Here is a 20,942-nt window from a genome sequence, read left to right as displayed (position 1 = left end):
AAAACCTGTCCACTAAACCTACTTTTCCAGTCAGCAACCCTCCACAATTTAAATCCTACAGACAGTTTAAATCAAATTCCTTAAGCCATGCAGCACAAGCAGCCGTATCCTTTGCGAAGATTCGATCCTTTGTAATAGACGGAACAATTTTTCTCGCTTCTAAATAAAACGACTTGGTTTTCTCTCCCATTTTTTCATATCCCTTGAATTCCGCTGCCTGGAGCGCACAAATCAACTCAATCGCTAGTACATTGTTCACGTTTTGAATAATTTGATACGCATGTCGCGCAGCAATCGTTCCCATGCTGACGTGATCTTCTTGGTTCGCAGAAGATGGAATCGAATCAACACTAGCAGGATGAGCTAAGGTTTTATTTTCAGAAACTAAAGCAGCCGCACAGTATTGAAGAATCATCGCACCTGATTGGAGTCCTGGTTCCGGGCTTAAAAACGGTGGCAGGTCATTCAGCTGCGGATTTACTAACCTTTCAATCCGGCGTTCAGAAATATTAGCAAGCTCCGCGACTGCAATTTTCATAAAATCCATGGCAAGGGCGATCGGCTGACCATGGAAATTACCACCTGAAAAGATATTTTCCCCTTGGTCAAAAATAAGCGGATTATCTGTTGCTGCATTCATTTCAATCTCAAGCTTCTCTTTCACATAGTCTAATGCTTGCCATGAGGCCCCGTGAACCTGTGGAATGCAACGAATGGAATAAGCATCCTGAACACGAATTTCCCCTTGCTTCGTGATAAGCCCGCTGCCTGATAAATATTCTCTCATTCTCCTAGCTGTCTCTACCTGCTGTTTGTATCCTCTAGCTAAATGAATTTTTTCATCGAAGGCATCAATAATCCCATTTAATCCTTCCATCGTAACAGCTGCAATTAATTCACTTTGGTAGGCAAGCCTTTCCGCTTCTAAATATGCAACAACGCCCATGGCAGTCATTGCCTGTGTTCCATTAATGAGAGCCAAGCCTTCCTTCGCTTCCAATGTTAACGGCTCCAAGCCTTCTTCCATCAGAACCTCCAGTGCAGGTCTTCTTTCCCCTTTGTAAAAAACCTCTCCTTCTCCAACGAGCACTAAAGCTAAATGAGAAAGCGGCGCTAAGTCCCCGCTTGCCCCTAAGGATCCTTGCTGTGGAATAACCGGGTGGATTTCTCTGTTCACAAGCTCGAGCAATCTTTCAATAACAACGGGTCTTGCTCCTGAAAAGCCTTTTAACAATGCATTTGCTCTAAATAGGAGCATGGCACGTGAGACAGACTCAGGAAATGGCTCTCCAACTCCACAGGCATGTGAACGAATCAGATTAAGCTGCAGATCCTTTACATCCTTCTGATCAATAAGCACATCACTAAACTTTCCAAATCCTGTAGTGATTCCATAAATCACTTTTTCTTCCTCCACAATCCGCTTCACAGCATCATGACTTTCCTTGACGGCAACCATACTTTCTTTCGATGGCTCTACCTTTTCCTTTTCAAATATAACCCTTCTTGCTTCCTCTAAAGTTAAAGTGTTTCCTGTTAAAATTACCATGTCCTTCCTCCTCGGTTCGTTGTTAACTTCCTTTAATGTTAAAGTCTTATCAGATAAAACAACCATTTTTCTCCTCCTCAGTACATTAGTGAGATAAAGAAAAGGCTGTACTTCAAACAAGCGTTTGAAATACAGCCTTTTTATCGAATGTAAAAAATAATTTCCTATTACGCATCATCATGATCATTCCCATTTCAAAAATTTTGCGAATATAACTAATTGTATGTTCAGCAAGAGGGGTATGTCAACGAATAATTTACAAATTTTAACAAATTAAATTGTTAGATTGTTAGTGTAGTAAAGGAATACGGTGACAGATTTATTATCCCTCTAACTGGATTCCCTGATATGGAAATATTATTACATTGATGAGGTTTTAAAAAGCAGATTAATATAAACGTTGTAATATATTTTAAAGAAAGAAGGAGCAACGAGAGTGACAAAAACAATATTCAGAATTTTTTCCATACTTTTCATCATTGCTGCTGCAACAATGCCACAGTTTGCCTCTGCACAAGCAGAAGTGGTTTCTTTTAATCTCTCGTCAAATACAGTTGCATTTCAAGGCAGAAGTGTTCCTGGTTATGTAACAGTTGACTTGAAAACGAATGAGCCAACACGCGGATACCTAAGGGTAGAAGGGAATGGTCGCCAAGCAACAATTAATCTCTCTTCATTTGAGTACAAAACAACTCACAAGATCGACTGGGTTCCATGGGACGATCTGAAGAAGGAACCACTGCCGGCAGGAGAATACCAGATTAAAGCGAACTTGTCGGATAGAGATTTAAACCAAATGGTCGGATACCCGCTTGGAAAATTAATCGTTGTATCAGAACCTAATCCGAAACCGCTGTTTGATCAAGTTTCTATCAGTCCAAGTGATTTTTCACCTAAATACGGGAAATCTTCTGAAGCAGTACAAATTCAATATAATCTTAACCGCCCAGCAGAAGTTCAGCTCAGCATTCAGAAGAATGGAGACGAAATTTTTGCAGGCAATAAAATGAAGCTAACACCTAGCAGTCAAACTTTCATTTGGAACGGCACAGATAAGTCCGGCAGAATTGTAGCTGATGGTGAATATAATGTTGTTTTTAAGACTATCGAAACAGCCTACAATAATCCTGAAACGAAACAGCGTTCTGAAAAAACTGGAATCATTACTATTAAAGACGGCGATTATGATATTCCTCAATGGAGATTGAAGGAATTAGTTACTCAGGCCTCATTTAAAAATTCCGTAATCACACCTGATGGCGACGGCGTAAATGATTTAGCAGAAGGCCAATTTACTCTTACTGAACCTGCAAAAGTTTCCGTCTATATTGCAAATGCCGCAGGTGCACATGTGAAAAATGTAATGACCGAACAGGCTCTACAACCAGGTGTGCATACTTTTAACTGGGATGGAACTGACATGATGGGCGGGAAAGTTCCGAACGGGAATTTTACCATTAAATTGCTAGTCATTGAAGGTGCAAATTTAGGTTATATTTCCTTCCCTAATTCAATTTTGAGAGTTGAAGGCGGCTATGAGTTTAAAATTTTGCAACCGCAAAAAAATGTTCGTGTCATCAGCGAAAAAGCAAATATGTCTATTGATCCAATGGGACAAGGCTATATAGCGCAAAAAGGCGACATCTTCCCGCTTCTTTCTGAAACCATTGTAAATAATCAATATGAGGTACTAGTAAAAGAAGGTGTATCTGGAAGAATCAATGTGAACGATGTTGAATTTGTTTCCGAGTCACCTTCCCAGCAAAATACGACGGACTATATAGTACAGTCAGGCGATACATTATGGAAAGTTGCTGAGAAACACAAAACAACCGTTGCAGAAATCATCAAATTAAACCAATTAGATCCGAATAAGTATTTATCCGTGGGGCAGACATTAAAGGTTCCAAACGTGACGCCAGAACCGGTTCCGCCGTCTGAGCAGACGATTCATATCGTACAATCCGGTGATACGCTCTGGAAAATTACTCAGAAATACAATGTTACTGCTCAATCAATCGTTGTAGCCAATAAGCTTGACCCGAATCATTATCTTTCAATCGGACAGAAACTAGTTATTCCAGTGGCTAGTCCTTCTCCACAGCCATCAACTACTTACAAGGTACAATCAGGGGATACTTTATGGAAGATTTCCCAAAAGTTTGGAACTACAATTGATGCGATTGTTGCAGCAAACAAGCTCGATCCTGCAAAGCATTTATTTATCGGTCAATCTTTGGAAATTCCAGTAAAATCTCCAGTTATTGAGCCCGTTATTCATACTGTACAGTCTGGGGATACTCTGTGGAAAATAGCTCAAAAATATAGTACATCTGTGGATACAATCGTTAAAGCTAACCAGCTTGACCCAGCAAAATACCTTGAAATCGGGCAAAAGCTTATAATAAGATAGAGATCCGCTTAACAAAGGGATGACAGTGCCTTTGGCATAGTGTTTAATCATTTTTTTTACTATAAACAACGAATAAAAAAGAAAGAGCGTGTTTTGAAAAAATCGAAACACGCTCTTTCTATATTCAATTGAATCATTCTTTTTAAAAATTTGCAGCAATATAACCTTATTTCAAAACAAGATTAATCAAATTTTAACCCTTTTAATGCTTCCGCCAGTGCATTATTCAATGGTTCTTCATCTTTTTGCTGGTTTTTCAAATACTTTTGGACAGTACGTTTATCCACTTTGCCTTTTGATTCTTTTTTGCGGCGTGCCTCGAAAGCAGATAATTTTTCTCGATATCCACATTTACATACGAAGATTTGACCATCACCTTCGCCGCGCAGCTCAAGTTTTTTGTGGCATTGCGGGCAGCGGGCGTTCGTAACACGTGAAACATTTTTACGATGTCCACATTCTCGGTCTTGGCATACGAGCATTTTGCCTTTTTTGCCGTTTACTTCAAGCATCGGTTTTCCACAGTCTGGACAGGATTTTGTGGAAATGTTGTCGTGCTTGTATTTTTTATTGCTAGCTTTAATTTCAGTAACGATTTCTTTTGTGTAGTTTTTCATTTCGCTGATAAATACATCTTTTTTCAGCTTGCCATGGGCAATTTGCTCAAGTTTTTGCTCCCATTCTGCTGTCAAAGCAGGGGATTTCAGTTCATCAGGAACTAGATCCAGCAGTTGACGGCCCTTTGAAGTAAGATGAATGTCCTTATCACGCTTTTCAATCAGGAATGAGTTAAATAACTTATCAATAATGTCAGCCCGTGTTGCAACTGTTCCTAATCCGCCTGTTGATTTTAATGTATCTGCCAATTTCTTATTCTGCGTATCCATATACTTCGCTGGATTTTCCATTGCCGAAAGTAATGTCGCCTCATTAAAGCGCGCAGGTGGTTTTGTTTGACCAGACGTTTGTGCGATTAGTTTTACGTTTAATGTATCGCCTTTTTCGATGCGGGGTAAAATTTGTTCTTTTAAATCATCTACAGCTTCTTCATCATCGTAGCGGTTTTCGTATACTTCTTTCCAGCCTGCTGATAAAATTGTTTTTCCTCTGGCTACAAAGTTTTCCTCGCCGATTTTCGCACGAAGCGTAAGTTGTTCGTATTCAAATGCCGGAAAAAGGACCGCCAAAAACCGCTTTACAACTAAGTCATAAATTTTCCGTTCTTTATCATTGAAGGCTGAGAAGTTTACATAGCTTTCTGTTGGAATGATGGCATGGTGATCAGATACCTTGCTGTCATCCACAAATGCTTTCGAAGTTTTAATCGGTTTGCTTAAAATCTTATGAGCTAATGATCGATATTCTCCTGCTCCACAAGCCTTTAATCGTTCTGGAAGCGTCCCGACAATATCCGAAGAGATAAAACGTGAATCCGTTCTAGGATACGTTAAAACCTTATGCTGCTCATACAGCTTTTGCATAATGTTTAATGTTTCCTTTGCAGAGTAGCCAAAAATTTTATTCGCATCACGCTGTAATTCCGTTAAGTCATATAGACCTGGTGAGAATGATTTCTTCGGCTTTTTTTCAATTTCTGTTACTATTGCATTTTGTTTGCCTAATTTCCCTACAATCCCATCCATTTTCTCTTTATCAAAGCTGCGGCTATTCCCTTTTGCATCTTGCCAAGTCAGTTTTAATTGGTCTGTCGTTTGGGCTTCGATGCCGTAATAGGTTTGTGCTTTGAAATCTTTAATTTCATCCTCACGAGCTGCAATGATGGCAACAGTAGGTGTTTGAACACGGCCGCAGTTTAGCTGGGCATTGAATCTAGTTGTTAAGGCGCGCGTTGCATTAAGACCGATATACCAGTCAGCTTCTGAACGTGCGACAGCAGATGCATATAAATTCTCATAAGCCTTACCCGGCTTCAAATTAGCAAAACCGTCTTTTATCGCTTTATCTGTAACAGATGAAATCCATAGCCGTTTAATCGGTTTATTATCCTTTACTTTATCGATTATCCAGCGCGCGACTAATTCTCCCTCTCTTCCAGCGTCTGTAGCAATGATGATTTCATTGACATCCTTTCTAGTCAGCTGGCTTTTTACAGCTTGAAATTGCTTTCCAGTCTGCTTAATAACTGTCAATTTCATCCGCTCAGGAAGCATAGGCAGATCTTCTAAATTCCATGTTTTATATTTCACATCATAGGCTTCTGGATCAGCAAGTGTGACTAGGTGTCCCAATGCCCATGTAACGATATATTTATCGCCTTCCAGAAATCCATTTCCTTTTTTATTACACTTCAGCACACGTGCAATATCACGTGCAACAGAAGGTTTTTCTGCAATTACAACACATTTTGCCATTTTAAAAAACATCCTTTCAAATTCCGTATGTTAAATATAACATACAGACAGTTTTTCTGAATAATTCATTGTATAAGTACCGTATTGGCTTGCACATCCTCCAAAACAATGAAAAAGAAGTTGTCGATTAATCGACAACTTCTCCATATTCATTACTTCAATACATCTGCTCTCAAAATAAACTGAGCCAATTCTTCCATTTGATCCGAAATAGCACGGTCGCTTTCTAACGGCGGGCAAATGGCCCTTACTTTTTCTAAATATTCTCTAGTAGCAGGAGCTAGCTGGCTTTCTGCTTTTTCTAAATAAATGGCTTGGGAAGCACAAATCATTTCAATTGCTATGACTCTAGCAGAATTATGAATGATTTCCCTTGCTTGACGTGAACCAATTGTACCCATGCTCACATGGTCCTCTTGGTTTGCAGATGTTGGAATGGAGTCAACACTTGCTGGGTGAGCTAGTACTTTATTTTCAGATACTAAGGCTGCTGCTGCATATTGAGCCACCATCAAGCCACATTCTAAACCTGGATCTGGTGCTAGGAAAGGAGATAAACCGCTCAATTGCGGATTTACTAGTCTTTCCGTTCTGCGTTCTGAAATATTTGCCCACTCTGCTGCGGCAACCTTTAGGAAGTCCATTGAAAGTGCAATTGGCTGACCGTGGAAATGACCACCTGAAATGACTTCTCCGCTTTCTAACACAATCGGATTGTCCGTTGTGGAATTCATTTCAACTCTTAAGCGCTCATCCACATAATTAAAGGCTTGCCATGAAGCACCATGTACTTGCGGGATGCAGCGGATAGAGTAAGCATCTTGAATGCGGATTTCTCCTTGACGTGTAATCCGTTCACTGCCTTCTAGCCACTTTCTCATCCGTGAAGCAACGAACTCAAGCTCAGGATGTGGACGTACAGCGAGTAGTTCACTATCAAAAGCAGAAATGACACCATGGAGGGCTTCCATCGTTAAGCACGCTGCCATATCTGCTGCCAAACCGAGTCTCTCTGCCTCGTTAAGAGCAACAACTCCAACCCCGGACATACATTGTGTTCCATTGATTAATGCGAGGCCTTCCTTCGCTTGAAGGGAAACCGCCTTCAATCCTGCTCGTTCTAAAGCCTCTCCCCCAGGAAGAATCTCACCCTTGTATTCTGCCTTCCCTTCACCTACTAATACGATTGCGATATGAGAAAGTGGCGCTAAATCACCGCTAGCTCCAACTGAGCCTTTGCTTGGCACGATGGGATGCACACCTTCATTGATCATATCCACAAGCAGCTGAACAGTTTCTTCTCTAATTCCAGAAAATCCGCGCAGTAAAGCATTGGCACGCAATGTCATCATGGCTCTTACAACAGGAGTAGGAAGAGGTTCACCAACACCTACAGCATCTGCTCTTAATAAATTTAATTGTAATTTCTCTATATCATCTTTCTCAATTTCAATATCACTTAGCTTCCCAAATCCTGTGTTCACACCGTAAAGAATTTTTCCGTCATTAAGCTGCTTTTCAATGCGGTTCCGGCTGGCGCGGACCTTTAGGCGGTTTTCCTCTGGGATTGATACTTTTGCAGAACCTCTAACAATCTTTTCTACCTTATGTCGATCTAATGTGACTCCATCAAGTTCTACTACATCTAATCCTGCAATTCCACTGTTGCTCATAAGTTGTCCACTCCTCAATTTAAATACTAAAAATTCAGACTCTATAAAGTATTATAAAACTATTACGAACAAGACACCAAATATAAAAATTAGGTATTGTAATGAATGAACATTGGTACACATGTGTGGACAATCTGCTCCCCTTCGCCTAGCGTCATAATTCTGCCCGCAAACATGAAAATAAACTCAGCTAACGCATTAAGAAAAACCTAGCCAAATTGTAATTACATGATTAATGCCACAACGACTGCCACAAATGTAAGTATCTATCATAGATCCCTAAGGCTCTTAACCTATTTTTCTATATGATTTTTATACCATTGTTCAATTAAAGCTGCTGTTAGTCTGCCAGTATTAACTAAGTTTTCAATGCTGATGCATTCTCTGAAAGAATGAATATTTTGGAAGCCTAAACCAAGCGTTAAGCATGTTAGTCCATTTTCATTCAGAACATTTGTGTCTGCCCCGCCGAGTGTTTCTGTTAAATATGGCTTTACATGAATATTTCTTGCAGCTTCTTCTGCATTTCTTACGAGAATATCGTTTTCAGGGATATCAAATCCACTGTATTTCTTTTCAATTTTCACATTTACTTTTCCGCCTTTTTCCTCTGCTGCTCGTTTCATTGCTTCAGCCATATGATCTAGCTGCTGATCCAGCTTTTCCTTTGAAAAGCTGCGAACTTCCCCGGCAACCGTTACACTTCCGGGAATGATGGAAGTCAGTTCTCCACCTTTAATTATTCCTATATTCGCCAGTGTCTCATCATCAATCGTGCCTAACTTCATGTTAGTTAAACCTTCAGCAGCTATAAGAAACGCACTATTTCCCTCTTCAGCATTGAGGGCAATATGTGCAGCATTTCCTTCTACTTCCATCCAGATCCGGGAGCTATAAGGTCCTTTTAGAATAATTTGACCTACATCCCCGCTGCTGTCGAAAATATAGCCTGTTTTACTCTTTGCTTTCGAGTAATCCATATAACTGGCACCAACTAATCCTGGCTGCTCATTAACAGTTAAAATAAATTCGATTGGCCCATGTGGAATACCGCCTTCAATAATGGCTCTCATTGCCTCCAAATAGGCTGCAAGAGCTGCACGATCGTCAGCTCCTAAAATAGTTGTTCCATCAGAATGGATTACTCCATCTTTTATTACCGGCTTAAGCCCTTCTGTTGGCAAAACTGTATCCATATGCGTGGAGAAGAATAATGGCGGAATAGATGGATCTGTACCTTCGTGCCAGGCGACAAGGTTGCCAACCTCGCCATCAAAATTTTTGTGTGCCTCATCGAACTCTAACGTAAAGCCTAGTTCTGGCAATGCCCTAATCAAATAATCTGCAACAAGCTGTTCCTTTGTGCTAGGACCATTAATTTTTGCTAATTCTAGAAATAGCTCCTGCAATCTTTCCCCATTTACATATTCGGCTGCACTGGATGTATGTTTTGTTGTCATAATTGAAACCCTCCCATTTGCTCTGCACGCGTCACCATATTTTAATAGACTTACTTTTTGATCTCGTGATTAAAGGACATAGTTTGAAGATCTCGTAGGTTTTATGTCCTTTAAATCATGATTAAAGGACATGGTTCGGTGATTCCATCGATTGTATGTCCTTTAAAGACTGATGGTTTATGAAAAGTGCGACATTTTTCCTATGGATTTTCAAATATCTATTAACTAGCGGCTAACGACGACTTTTCCTTTTTTAATGACCGTTTCAACGATATTTGTTCCAAGCTCGTAAGCAATATGCTTATAGGTTGGGACATCCCAAATTTGCAGGTCTGCTAGTTTTCCTTCCTGAATCACGCCACGATCATCTAAATCAAGTGCCCTCGCTCCGCCATATGTAGCAGCTTTAATCGCCTCTTCAACAGAGAATTTATATAATCGGCATGCAAGATTTATTACAAACTGCATGGACTCTGTATAACAAGCCGGGCAAAGGTCTGTCGCAAGTGCAATTTCCATTCCTTTGTCTAGCATTTGGCGTGCATCGAATGGCTGTTTATGGTTAACAGCAAAATCCAAAGCTGGCATTAGCACTCCCGTTACTTTAGCTTCAGCTAGCTTTTCCATGACTTCAACTGGTGTATAATTTAAATGGTCAATCGAAACCATTTTCATTTCCGCTGCTAAATCAGAACCGCCGATATAAGAATATGCATCCGCATGAATTTTTGGCTTCATTCCATATTTTAGTCCTGCTTTAAGGATTAATTCAGATTCTTCGGCCGTAAAATAGCCTTCATCACACCAAACATCACAGAATTCCGCGAGTCCCTGTTCTCCGACTTTAGGGATCATTTCATTGATGATGACATCCAAATACTCACTTTTCGTCAGATTTTCTGGAAATCCATGTGCACCTAAAAATGTATTTAACACATCGAGCGGAGTTTCTTGATCCAGCCTTCTGCCTACCTCTAAAATTTTTATCTCACTATCTGTTGTCAGTCCGTAGCCGCTTTTGCTTTCAATAGTTGTAATGCCATGCTCAAGCATTGTCATCACACGTTTTTTCGATTGCTGGAATAATGTCTCTTCTGGTTCATTTCGTGTAAGTTCTACTGTTCTGCTCGGACCTGTTGTAATGCTTAGCTGCTGGAGTTTTTCGGGTTTTCCAGTTAGTTTAGCAGCATATTCTTCCACCCGCGTTCCATAGAAAACTAAATGAGTATGCGAGTCAACAAAGCCTGGAGCGACCACCTTACCTGTTGCATCAATATTAGAGGACTCTCCCAAATCAAAATTACTTTTTACCTCTGCCTCTGTTCCAACTCCAACAATTTTTTCGTCCTTAATCGCAATCCATGCATCAGTCAGGATACCAATTTCCTCCATACCCTCACCGATACATGTAATGACTTCAGATGCATTGCTGATCACAATGTCCACTTTTAACTTGACCTTCGTTTCAGACACTTCGCAAAAACCTCCTTTTAGTCAAACCAGCTGTAATTTTGACTCTTCTAAAAAGAATGGGGGCTCAAAAGGGAATAATCCTATGAGCCACCTAATAATTTGAAAAAATGATTAAGCCTTTACATCTTCTTTTTCTAAATCCTTCGGTCCAAATGTTGCTTTTGGAGACCACCATAGTGGGATTTTGATGCTTTCCTTTGTAAGTTTTCCTTTTCCGTTCGCAACATCTTGTGCGATTTCATAGCCAGCCTGTGCATGGCGGACAACCCCAATTCCAGAGTCAACTGTCATCGCTACTTCAAGTCTCATATCAGACTCATCTGTTCCATCTGCGATCATTGTTACACCAGTGTGAACGGCTTCACCCATTGAGTAGTTCGCTTGAAGAGCGATTAAGTCACACATACCCACTGCATTCAACAGACCGTTCAATACCGGCCAGTCAGAAATTAGGTCAGAGCCATCCTTCATGTTTTCAGATTCAAATGTTGGGTTCACGATAGAACCTGAGTCCAAGTTGTCACGAGAGAATGCAACCGGACCAGAAAGCTCGCCGCGGCGGATCATATCGTTTACTTCCAATGCAAATGCTTTTCTCTGACCAAAGCCCATATAACAAATACGAGCTGGAAGTGCTTCAATTGGAATATGCTTCATCGCAAGCTTGATCCAGCGAGTTACTAGGTAGTCATCTGCAAATTTTTCTAAAATCATTTCATCAATTTTTCTTAAATCTTCTGGGTCTCCAGATAAGCATACCCAACGGAAAGGTCCGCGGCCTTCGCAGAACAATGGACGAATGTATTCCGCTACGAAACCTGGAAGACGTTTCGCTTCCTTCGGATCAAAACCGGCATCGACACATTCTTTACGGTGACTTGTACCGTATTCAAAGGAGTGAACGCCTAAGTCCATAAATTTGATTAGCGCTTTCAATTCACGGATCATCGTTTCGCGAGCTTTTTCTAAGTAAAGGGTACGATCTGTATCACGAAGCTTTTCTGCTTCTTCTACTGTGTAGCCAGCTGGTAAATAAGAAATTGGATCGTGGCCTGGTGTCATAGAAGTTGAGATGTCTGGCAGCCACCCTTTTTCAAGAACCTCTTCGAAAATATCTGCGGCGTTTCCAACTACCGCGATACCAAGTGGCTTACCTTCAGCAGCCGCTTGCTTAGCCATTGCAATCGCATCATCCAATGAATCGGCTAAAACATCAATAAATTTCTTTTCAATACGGCGCTTAATGATTTCTACGTTTGAGTCACATAGAATCGCTACTCCACCATGCATCGTCATCGCTCTCGTTTGGTTTCCGCCCATTCCGCCAGCCCCAGCTGTTAAAAGGATTTTTCCAACAAGTGAATCATTGTAATGAAGGCGTGCGATTGCCGATAAAGTTTCGAAAGTACCTTGGATAACACCTTGTGTACCGATATACTCCCATGGAGCTGCTGTGTAGTTCGCATACATCGTTAAGTTTTTATCCTGTAGATCATAGAAAGTAGGCCAATCAGCTTTCATAATGTTAGTTGTCGCCATAACAACTGTAGGCGCATATTTATGAGTTTTGAATACCGCAACTGGCATACCAGATTGAACAACTAGTGTTTCATCATCTTCAAGCTCTTTTAAAGACTTTACAATCGCATGGTAAGATTCCCAGTTACGGGCGGCTTTCCCGATTCCGCCATAGATGACTAGCTCTTCTGGTTTTTCCGCATTTTCCATATTATTTTCTAGCATTCTTAGAATGGACTCTTGTCTCCACCCTTTACAGCGAAGCTCTGGTCCTCTTTGAGCTTTAACGGAATATAAGATTTCTGGTTGTGACATGAATAATTCCTCCAATACTAAATTAATTAAATTCTTATTTAATTATTTTGCAAGTATTGTGCCAAGTTAGTAAAACTAGCTGAATTTTTCTGATTTAACGTATTTATTTTTGTTTTTTCCTATTTTTCTGGTTTACAAATCTATAATTCTTTCATTTCTTTTCAATTTCAAATGCGTTTCCTTGAATAAATCGCAGATGTATTTTGCACTATTTTGCGAAAAATTCGATATGAAACTCCTAAATATCTAAAAGCAATTTCAATCAGAGGATGCAGATATAATTTGCATGCAGATTATAAAAGAAAAATGCACCCACGCCCGTCAGGATGAGTGCATAATACAGATAATTAGTGATTTCTTTCAATCTTGCTCGAATAATGTAATGCATGTAACAAACATTGGTGATTTGAAAAGTGCCGACACACCTTCAGGCACTTTCTTTGAGTTTATAAGTAAAAGAACAATATTTAGCCACCGAGATAGGCCTTTTGAATAACATCCTGTTCTAATAAATTTCGTGCCTTATCATGATATTTAATTTGTCCATTTTCTATAATATATGCCCTATCAGCAACAGATAATGCTTTTTTTGCATTTTGTTCAACTAATAAAATTGTTAGACCTTGACCTTTAATTTTCTTAATCGTTTCATAAATATCTTTTACAACGATTGGCGCTAACCCCATTGACGGTTCATCGAGCATTAAAACTTTTGGTTTACCCATTAATGCTCTGCCTATTGCTAACATTTGCTGTTCCCCGCCACTCATAGTACCACCTAATTGTCTTTTTCTCTCTTCAAGTCTAGGAAACAATTCAAATATCTCTTCTAATTCATTTGCTTTTACATTATTTGTAACGTTTCTTGTATATGCCCCTAATAGCAGGTTTTCCAAAACAGTTAATTTCGGGAAAATCCTTCGACCCTCTGGAACCATTACTATTCCTTTTTTTACAATTTGATCCGGACTTAATTTATTTATTTCATCACCATTAAAAAGTATTGAACCTGAGGATTTTATTAATCCAGAAATCGCATTTAAACTTGAAGACTTTCCAGCACCATTAGATCCCATTAATGTTACTATTTCTCCTTTATTTAACTCCAAATTGAGATCTTTTACTGCATGAATTTGGTTATAAAAGACATTTAGATTTTTTATTGTTAGCAATTAAATCACTTCCTCTTCTTCACTTCCTATGTAGGCTTTTACTACAGCACTATCGGAAGTAACTTGTTCAGGAGAACCATCAGCAATTTTCTCACCGTGATTTAATACAGCCATATTATCACACAATCCTACTAGCATCGGGACGTTATGTTCGATAATAATCACTGTTGTCCCATTGTCACGTATTCTTTTTACCAATAAATTAATTTCTTCTACCTCAGTATCATTCATACCTGCACATGGTTCATCTAATAAAATAAGCTTTGGATCAGATACAAGTGCACGGGCTATCTCTACCTTACGCTGATTTCCATAAGATAAATTACCTGCATTTAAATCCATATACTTTTCTAAACCAACCTCCATCAATGTTTGTTTAACTTTTTCTTCAACAAATGTCTCTTCTGTCCGTTGAAATTTGCTATTCAATATAGCAGAAACTAAACCCGACTTTGTCTTTCGAAACATTCCTATCTTTACATTTTCTGCAACAGTCTCATTACCTAATAACCTTATATTCTGGAATGTCCTTGAAACTCCTAATCTTGCTATTTGAAATGGTTTTAACTTTTGAATCATAGTATCTTCAAATACTATTTCACCATTATTAGGAGTATAAATTCCTGTTAACATATTAAACAATGTTGTTTTACCTGCACCATTTGGTCCAATCAAACCAAAAATTTCATCTTTTTGTACCTTCAGACTTACATTATTTATAGCTGTTATTCCACCAAAAAACTTTGATACATTTTTAACTTCCAACATTCTGATCACCACTTTTCACAGCTGGTTTTAAATTTCTAATTTTAATATTTTTTATGTCTATCAAACCTTTAGGACTATATCTCATAACTAAAACCATAAGTAATCCATAAAGAATCATTTTATAATTATCTAAATAATTTAAGTTCAAAATGTTTCCTACATCAAAAATATGAAATAGTTCCGGTATTGTGTATAAAAGTGTCACACCTAATAAAGTTCCCCTTATACTACCCAATCCACCAATTACTATCATACTTAGGATAGTTGCTGATGTTGTAAACGTAAAAGAGTCAGCATTTACAAAGTAAATTTTATGAGCAAATAAGGCTCCTGCAACTCCTGCAAAGGCTGCTCCGATTGCAAAGGCTAATACTTTATAATACATGGTATTGATTCCCATCGATTGAGCTACAGTTTCATCTTCTCTTATAGTCACCCAAGCTCTCCCAATTCTAGACCGTGTTATTTTCCTCATGATATAGATGGCTGCGATTAATGCAATTACAACCAAAACGAGATATCCTACATTCTCCACCTCTATACCAAAAAAGTTAGGGGCGGGTATAGAATTTATTCCATATGCCCCTCCTGTAATTTTGGAATTATTAAAGAATGAGTGTGCAACAAGTCCCAAGCCCAATGTTGTAATTGCGAGAAAATCATCCCTTAAACGCAAACTTGGCAGTCCTAAAAGTGCACCTAATAAGAAGGTTACTACAACAGCAATTAGCATGGATATCCAAACATTCACACCATAATTAGCAGATAATATAGCTGATGTGTATGCGCCAATTCCATAGAATGCTGCGTGTCCCAAAGAAACTTGTCCTGCAAACCCAGTTGTTAAATTCAATCCTAGGCCTAAAAGAATATTAATCACTAAAAATATTAAAATATCTACGTAATATGGGTTAATGAAATCCAACAATGATATCACCTACACTTTTTCTATATTCTTTCCGAATATTCCTGAAGGTTTTATTAGTAAAATAGCAACCAGCAATATAAAAGCGATGGCATTCGTATCAATAGGCATCCCTTCTAAATATCCTGTACTTAATGCCTCTGCTATTCCCAATATTAATCCACCTAAGACTGTTCCAGGAATTGAACCTAAACCACCTAGTACAACAACACAGAAAGCTTTTAATCCGGGAATATCCCCCATAGCTGGCGATAGTGAATTATAATTTAACGCTGTTATTATGCCAGCTAAAGCCGCTAACATAGAACCAAGTAGAAAGGTAACCATGACAATTCTATTAACATTTATACCCATTAATGCAGCTGCCTTTCGATCCTGAGAAACTGCTTTAATAGCTATTCCTATTTTGGTGAAATTCAAGAAGAGGTAAAGCAAAGCTAAAACAATAAGTCCGATTATGATCATATAAAGTTTAATATTCGTTAATGACGCAATCCCAAAAATATCAATACTATGTACGGCAATATTTGTTTTTGGAAAGGCATGAGAATCAGATGTAAAAATAATTTGAAACAAATTTTGAAGTAATATAGCTATTCCTACACCACTTATTAGAACCGTAATTGGATGGACATCTTTAAGAGGTCTATAAGCATACTTTTCAATCCCTACACCAACCAGTCCGGAAATTACTAAGGCAAATATCAAAGCGGTAATAAAAGAAAGATTTAGATATAAAATTCCTACCATAGCCGAGAAGGCTCCGACCATATATATAACACCGTGGGCAAAGTGCAAAACTTTTAAAACTCCGTATACCATTGTTAGCCCAAGCGCTATTAATACATATACAAAACCTAATGCTATCCCATTAATTAACTGTTCAACTATCAAGTCATCCCACCCCTTTACCGTTATAAAGGAAAACAAGGGATACAATAATAAATTGAATCCCTTTTATCTCCACTTATAAAATTAATATGTTTTTGAATGTAGGTATTTAAATTCTCCATTTTCAACTTTCATGAATACAATTGGCTTAACGACTTCATGATTTTCATCAATTGTAATATTTCCGGAGGTGCCTTCTAAATCTTTAGTTGAATTAATTGCTTTAGCAATTTCCTCTCTATCAGTACTTGAACGTTCAATTGCATCCTTTATCGTTAATACCGCATCATAGCTTTGGGAAGCTGTAATACTTAAATCGGTATTGAATTTTTCCTTATAGGCTTTAACAAAGTTTTGAACAACTTCTCTCTCATCTGCCGTATAGAATGAGGTAGTAATGACAGTTCCTTCAGCATGATCACCAGCTAATTCGAGAAATTTTGGTGCATCCAACCCATCAATGCCGATTATTCTAGATTCTAGGCCCATTTGTTTTGCTTGGCTTACGATGGAAGATCCCTCATTGTAGTAGGCTACAACAAATAAAGCATCAGGTTTTTGTTCCTTTATAGCAGATAACGCTGAATTAAAATCAGTATCACCCATATTAAATTGTTTACTTACTAAAACTTTTCCGCCTAGTTCACTTATTTCTTTCTCTAAAGCGACCTGGCTTTCGGTTCCATAATCAATATTCATATACACAATACCAAAGGTTTTTAATTTTTCTTCATTAACTGCATAATCAGCAAGAGCTTTTGCTTGTACATTGGAGGTATAGATCATTCTAGAAACGTAGTCCCCGCCCTTTGTAGCTTCCGGATGTTTCGCATATGAAACAATCATTGGTACGCCTTCTTTTTGTGCCAGAGACGCCGCTGCTAAAGTTGGACCTGAATAAGCCCCGCTAATAACGGCAGCTACCTTATCACTATTTATTAACTTTTGAACACCTTTTGCGGCTTCTTGCGGCTTACCTTGGTCGTCAACAGAAATTATTTCTACCTTTTGTCCATTAATTCCACCATTTTCATTAATTTGATCTACAGCTAGTTGTGAAGCATTTAAACTTATTTGCCCGTCAGTTGATGTTGGTCCTGTTAATGGTCCAAACCAACCAATTTTTATAACATCTTGGGTATTCTTTTTTGAATCGGTAGAGCCTTCCTTTCCATCTGTATTTTCTGAACTACAAGCTGATAATATTAAAGAAAAAACTAATAATAATAGATAGAGCATTTTTTTCATGCAATCTCACCCCAGATAATTTTTATTGAGTTATCAGTAAATAGGACTTGGAGTTTCTCATGTTGTAAAAAATTTTACTTCCTTTTAGTGGCATAAACTATTATTCTGACGTTTCCTACGATGTAAACTCTAGTTTAGTAGTAGAATTTTACCTAGGTAACTTCTAAATCTTTATTCAAAAAAGCAATTAGAGGGAAGGTTCTACAAGATAGCGCTTACTTTAATAACAACTCTTTCAATCTACGATTTTTCAATTGATCATTCTTACGAGAATCTGTTTAGAAATGAAACTAATCCCCTCTCATCATTTTTTCGAATCAATTAATATTTTTGCAAGAAGTGTGCCAAAGAAACTATTTATCCAAAATCTCAAATTAAAATGGATAATCTGATCTTGTGCATACGAAATAGTCCACAATTTCTACAAAGTAATACATAAATAGTGCAGATGAATTTTGCTTTTTTAATATTAATTAGTGTATTTTTGGATAATTCATTTAATCGGAAACACTTATAATGCGCAGATGGATTTTGCAATATTTTCTGAAAATTAATCGAAGAAGCGTTAAATGTCTTGAAAACGATTCCATCTATTCTGTGCAGATGGATTTTGCATGGAGCAGATATATCATCCATTTTTGCAAATAAAAACACCAACCTGCTCGGCCGATGTTTTTATTCTTATAACACTTTGCTTAAAAAAGCTTTAGTTCTTTCATGCTGAGGGTTTTCAAAAATTTCTTTCGGGGCATTTTCTTCTACAATGACACCCCCATCCATAAATAAAACACGATCTCCCACTTCTCGGGCAAATCCCATTTCATGCGTTACAACGACCATTGTCATTCCTTCTTTAGCCAATTGTTTCATTACTTCAAGCACTTCTCCAACCATTTCCGGATCTAGTGCTGAGGTCGGCTCATCGAAAAGCATGATTTTTGGCTTCATCGCTAAAGCTCTTGCAATCGCAACCCGCTGCTTTTGCCCGCCTGATAATGAATCTGGATAGACATCTGCTTTTTCCTCAAGTCCGACTTTTTTCAGGAGCTCAAGACCTGTTTTCTTAGCTTCCTCTGCAGAAATTTTTCTCACTTGCATTGGAGCAAGCATGATATTTTGAATGACCGTTTTATGCGGAAATAAATTAAATTGCTGAAAAACCATTCCGACTTCGGTTCTTACTTTATTAATATCTGTTTTTTTATCGGTTATATCAACTCCCTCAATCGTAATATGACCGCCTGTTATCGATTCAAGCAAATTAATACATCTTAAGAATGTAGATTTTCCTGATCCTGATGGACCAATCACAACGACAACTTCCTGTGGTTGTATAGAAGCACTAATATCTTTTAAAACTTCATTTTGTCCGAATGTTTTTTTTAAGTTCTTCACTTGAATCATTCTGTTGTCAACCTTCTTTCAAGTTTATTCAATAAGAAGCCTAATGTTGTTGTTAACACAAGGTAAATGAGCGCAGCTGTAAGATAAGGCTCCCACACACGGAAAGTTTGACTTGCTAATGCTCGTCCATAGTACATAAGTTCAGGTGTCGCCACGATTGCTGCGAGGGAGGACTCTTTAATAAGGACAATGAACTCATTCCCAAGAGGAGGGATCATTCGTTTGAAGGCTTGAGGCAATATGACATGTTTCATTGCTTGAACATGGGACATGCCTAGAGAACGAGCTGCTTCCATTTGTCCTCTATCAATGGACTGAATACCAGCACGAAAAATTTCTGCAATATAGGCACCTGCAATTAAGGAGAGTGCAATAATACTAGCCACAATCCCATTCGTATGCCCAATAAATAATGGTACGATCCCGAAATGAATTAATAATATTTGAACAAATAAAGGAGTTCCGCGGAAAAATATTATGTAACAATTAAAAATAAATGCAAGCGGCTTATTTTTCACCATTTTCCCTAAGCCGATAAATAAACCAAGAATGGTTCCAAATATAATACCTACAATTGACAAACCAATCGTTAATAATGTCCCCTTTACAAAGAAAGGAATATATTCTACTAAGATGTCAATCCTGAAATCCATTGCCCTTCCCCCTATGTAAATCAAAATTGCGTAACTTTCCTTTCTGCGTTACGCAATTCTGATTTAATTATTTATTTTTGCTGAGCTAAAATGGTCTCTACATCTGGTTCAACTCCGAACCATTTCTTATAAATCTCAGAATAAGTTCCATTTTTCAAGACTTCAGTAACAGCCACATCAAAGTCTGCTTTTAATTCACTGCCTTTTGGAAACATGAGGCCGTAAAATTCATTTTCAAAGCCTTCTTTATCGCTAATAACATTTAGCTTATCGTTTGGATTATTTTGGGCATAAGCCTGAACTACTGCATTATCGGCAACAACTGCATCTGCACCGCCACTCGTTAATTCCAAAATCGCTAAATTATTATTATCAAACTTTTTAATGTTTTTATTGTTTAAGCCTAGTATTTTCTCAACTGCCGCTTCCCCAGTCGTTCCTCCAAGAACTGCCACTACCTTGTCATTCTTTAAGTCAGCCGCACTCTTAATATCACTGCCCTCTGGAACTAGAATCTCATTCGTTGATAAATAGTATGGTACTGAAAAATCATATGTTTCTGATCGCACATCATTAATTGTAATCGCACAAATCCCCATATCCGAAAGCTTGTCTTTTACCTCGACAAATAGAGGATCCCAGCCAACATTAACCATTTCAAATTCGTAGCCTGCTTCCTTAGCAACGGCATTCATAAAGTCAACGTCAAAGCCTTTCATTTCACCTTTATCTAAAAATACAAATGGCGCATAGTTTGCCTCTGTTGCGATTTTAAGTTTTTTCTTACCTTCACCTGAAGCTGCACTATCACCGCTGCCCTCTGAAGTCTTTTGGCTCGTACCGCAAGCTGATAGAATAAGAGAGAAAACCATTACAATAGCTAATAGTGTAAACCTTTTCATTTTAATGCCCCCTTTAATTTTAAAAAGCAGTACATTTTATTCACGTAATGTCTTGGAAGCAATTTCCTTTCAGGTTTTGGAAAAATCTCAACCCCCTCTCCATATTTTTTTCTAATCAAATAATCTTTTGCAAGGATTGTGCCAAAATCACTAATTCTATATATTTCTAATACTAAAGGACTTCTAAAAACTAGACTATACTAAAT

The 20,942-nt window shown here is 38.2% G+C and carries 15 protein-coding genes; 1 reads left to right on the top strand and 14 read right to left on the bottom strand.

Translation table 11 applies throughout. The features are described 5' to 3' along the window. Positions 1 to 55: 55 nt before the first annotated feature. A complete protein-coding gene (hutH, locus tag V7122_RS03080; protein WP_335525793.1) occupies positions 56 to 1,549 on the bottom strand; it encodes a histidine ammonia-lyase in 1,494 nt (497 codons plus the stop codon). Between the two features lie 436 nt (positions 1,550 to 1,985). Here hutH (V7122_RS03080) and V7122_RS03075 point away from each other — a divergent pair, with 436 nt between their 5' ends. After that, positions 1,986 to 3,962 carry a LysM peptidoglycan-binding domain-containing protein gene (locus tag V7122_RS03075; RefSeq protein ID WP_335353747.1) on the top strand — a complete coding sequence of 659 codons (1,977 nt, stop codon included), beginning with the start codon at positions 1,986 to 1,988 and terminating at the stop codon, positions 3,960 to 3,962. Between the two features lie 182 nt (positions 3,963 to 4,144). Here the strand turns inward: V7122_RS03075 and V7122_RS03070 are convergent, their stop codons facing one another. The 13 genes from V7122_RS03070 to V7122_RS03010 form a co-directional block, all read right to left on the bottom strand. Then, the gene (locus V7122_RS03070) at positions 4,145 to 6,334 is read right to left on the bottom strand and encodes a DNA topoisomerase III (protein ID WP_335353746.1); all 2,190 of its coding nucleotides are present in this window, start codon (positions 6,332 to 6,334) and stop codon (positions 4,145 to 4,147) included. Positions 6,335 to 6,486: 152 nt separating this feature from the next. Beyond that, the gene (hutH, locus tag V7122_RS03065; RefSeq protein WP_335353745.1) at positions 6,487 to 8,007 is read right to left on the bottom strand and encodes a histidine ammonia-lyase; all 1,521 of its coding nucleotides are present in this window, start codon (positions 8,005 to 8,007) and stop codon (positions 6,487 to 6,489) included. 293 nt (positions 8,008 to 8,300) lie between these two features. After that, on the bottom strand, positions 8,301 to 9,467 hold the full coding sequence (locus tag V7122_RS03060) for a M20/M25/M40 family metallo-hydrolase (RefSeq protein ID WP_335346275.1): 1,167 nt from the start codon (positions 9,465 to 9,467) through the stop codon (positions 8,301 to 8,303). Between the two features lie 225 nt (positions 9,468 to 9,692). After that, positions 9,693 to 10,940, bottom strand: a complete 1,248-nt coding sequence (gene hutI / locus V7122_RS03055) for an imidazolonepropionase (RefSeq protein ID WP_335353744.1) — start codon at positions 10,938 to 10,940, stop codon at positions 9,693 to 9,695. 111 nt (positions 10,941 to 11,051) lie between these two features. Further along, a complete protein-coding gene (gene hutU / locus V7122_RS03050; RefSeq protein ID WP_335353743.1) occupies positions 11,052 to 12,773 on the bottom strand; it encodes a urocanate hydratase in 1,722 nt (573 codons plus the stop codon). A gap of 467 nt (positions 12,774 to 13,240) precedes the next feature. Beyond that, positions 13,241 to 13,945, bottom strand: a complete 705-nt coding sequence (locus V7122_RS03045) for an ABC transporter ATP-binding protein (RefSeq protein ID WP_335353742.1) — start codon at positions 13,943 to 13,945, stop codon at positions 13,241 to 13,243. Further along, the gene (locus tag V7122_RS03040; protein WP_335353741.1) at positions 13,946 to 14,713 is read right to left on the bottom strand and encodes an ABC transporter ATP-binding protein; all 768 of its coding nucleotides are present in this window, start codon (positions 14,711 to 14,713) and stop codon (positions 13,946 to 13,948) included. Beyond that, on the bottom strand, positions 14,700 to 15,638 hold the full coding sequence (locus tag V7122_RS03035) for a branched-chain amino acid ABC transporter permease (RefSeq protein ID WP_335353740.1): 939 nt from the start codon (positions 15,636 to 15,638) through the stop codon (positions 14,700 to 14,702). Before V7122_RS03035 ends, V7122_RS03040 begins: the two co-directional genes overlap by 14 nt. A 12-nt stretch (positions 15,639 to 15,650) precedes the next feature. Further along, the gene (locus V7122_RS03030; protein ID WP_335347859.1) at positions 15,651 to 16,532 is read right to left on the bottom strand and encodes a branched-chain amino acid ABC transporter permease; all 882 of its coding nucleotides are present in this window, start codon (positions 16,530 to 16,532) and stop codon (positions 15,651 to 15,653) included. Positions 16,533 to 16,613: 81 nt separating this feature from the next. Next, the gene (locus tag V7122_RS03025; RefSeq protein WP_335354813.1) at positions 16,614 to 17,777 is read right to left on the bottom strand and encodes an ABC transporter substrate-binding protein; all 1,164 of its coding nucleotides are present in this window, start codon (positions 17,775 to 17,777) and stop codon (positions 16,614 to 16,616) included. Between the two features lie 681 nt (positions 17,778 to 18,458). Beyond that, a complete protein-coding gene (locus V7122_RS03020) occupies positions 18,459 to 19,181 on the bottom strand; it encodes an amino acid ABC transporter ATP-binding protein (protein ID WP_335347544.1) in 723 nt (240 codons plus the stop codon). Further along, positions 19,178 to 19,834, bottom strand: a complete 657-nt coding sequence (locus tag V7122_RS03015; RefSeq protein WP_335347543.1) for an amino acid ABC transporter permease — start codon at positions 19,832 to 19,834, stop codon at positions 19,178 to 19,180. The genes V7122_RS03020 and V7122_RS03015 overlap by 4 nt, the downstream gene beginning before the upstream one ends. 71 nt (positions 19,835 to 19,905) lie before the next feature. Further along, the gene (locus V7122_RS03010; RefSeq protein ID WP_335354814.1) at positions 19,906 to 20,736 is read right to left on the bottom strand and encodes a basic amino acid ABC transporter substrate-binding protein; all 831 of its coding nucleotides are present in this window, start codon (positions 20,734 to 20,736) and stop codon (positions 19,906 to 19,908) included. Positions 20,737 to 20,942: the final 206 nt, after the last annotated feature.

Origin of the sequence: Bacillus sp. JJ1532, from assembly GCF_036965085.1 — a bacterium.
Lineage (GTDB): Bacteria > Bacillota > Bacilli > Bacillales > Cytobacillaceae > Cytobacillus.
The sequence above is the reverse complement of the archived record's forward strand: the minus strand, read 5'-3'. Positions and strand labels throughout refer to the sequence as shown.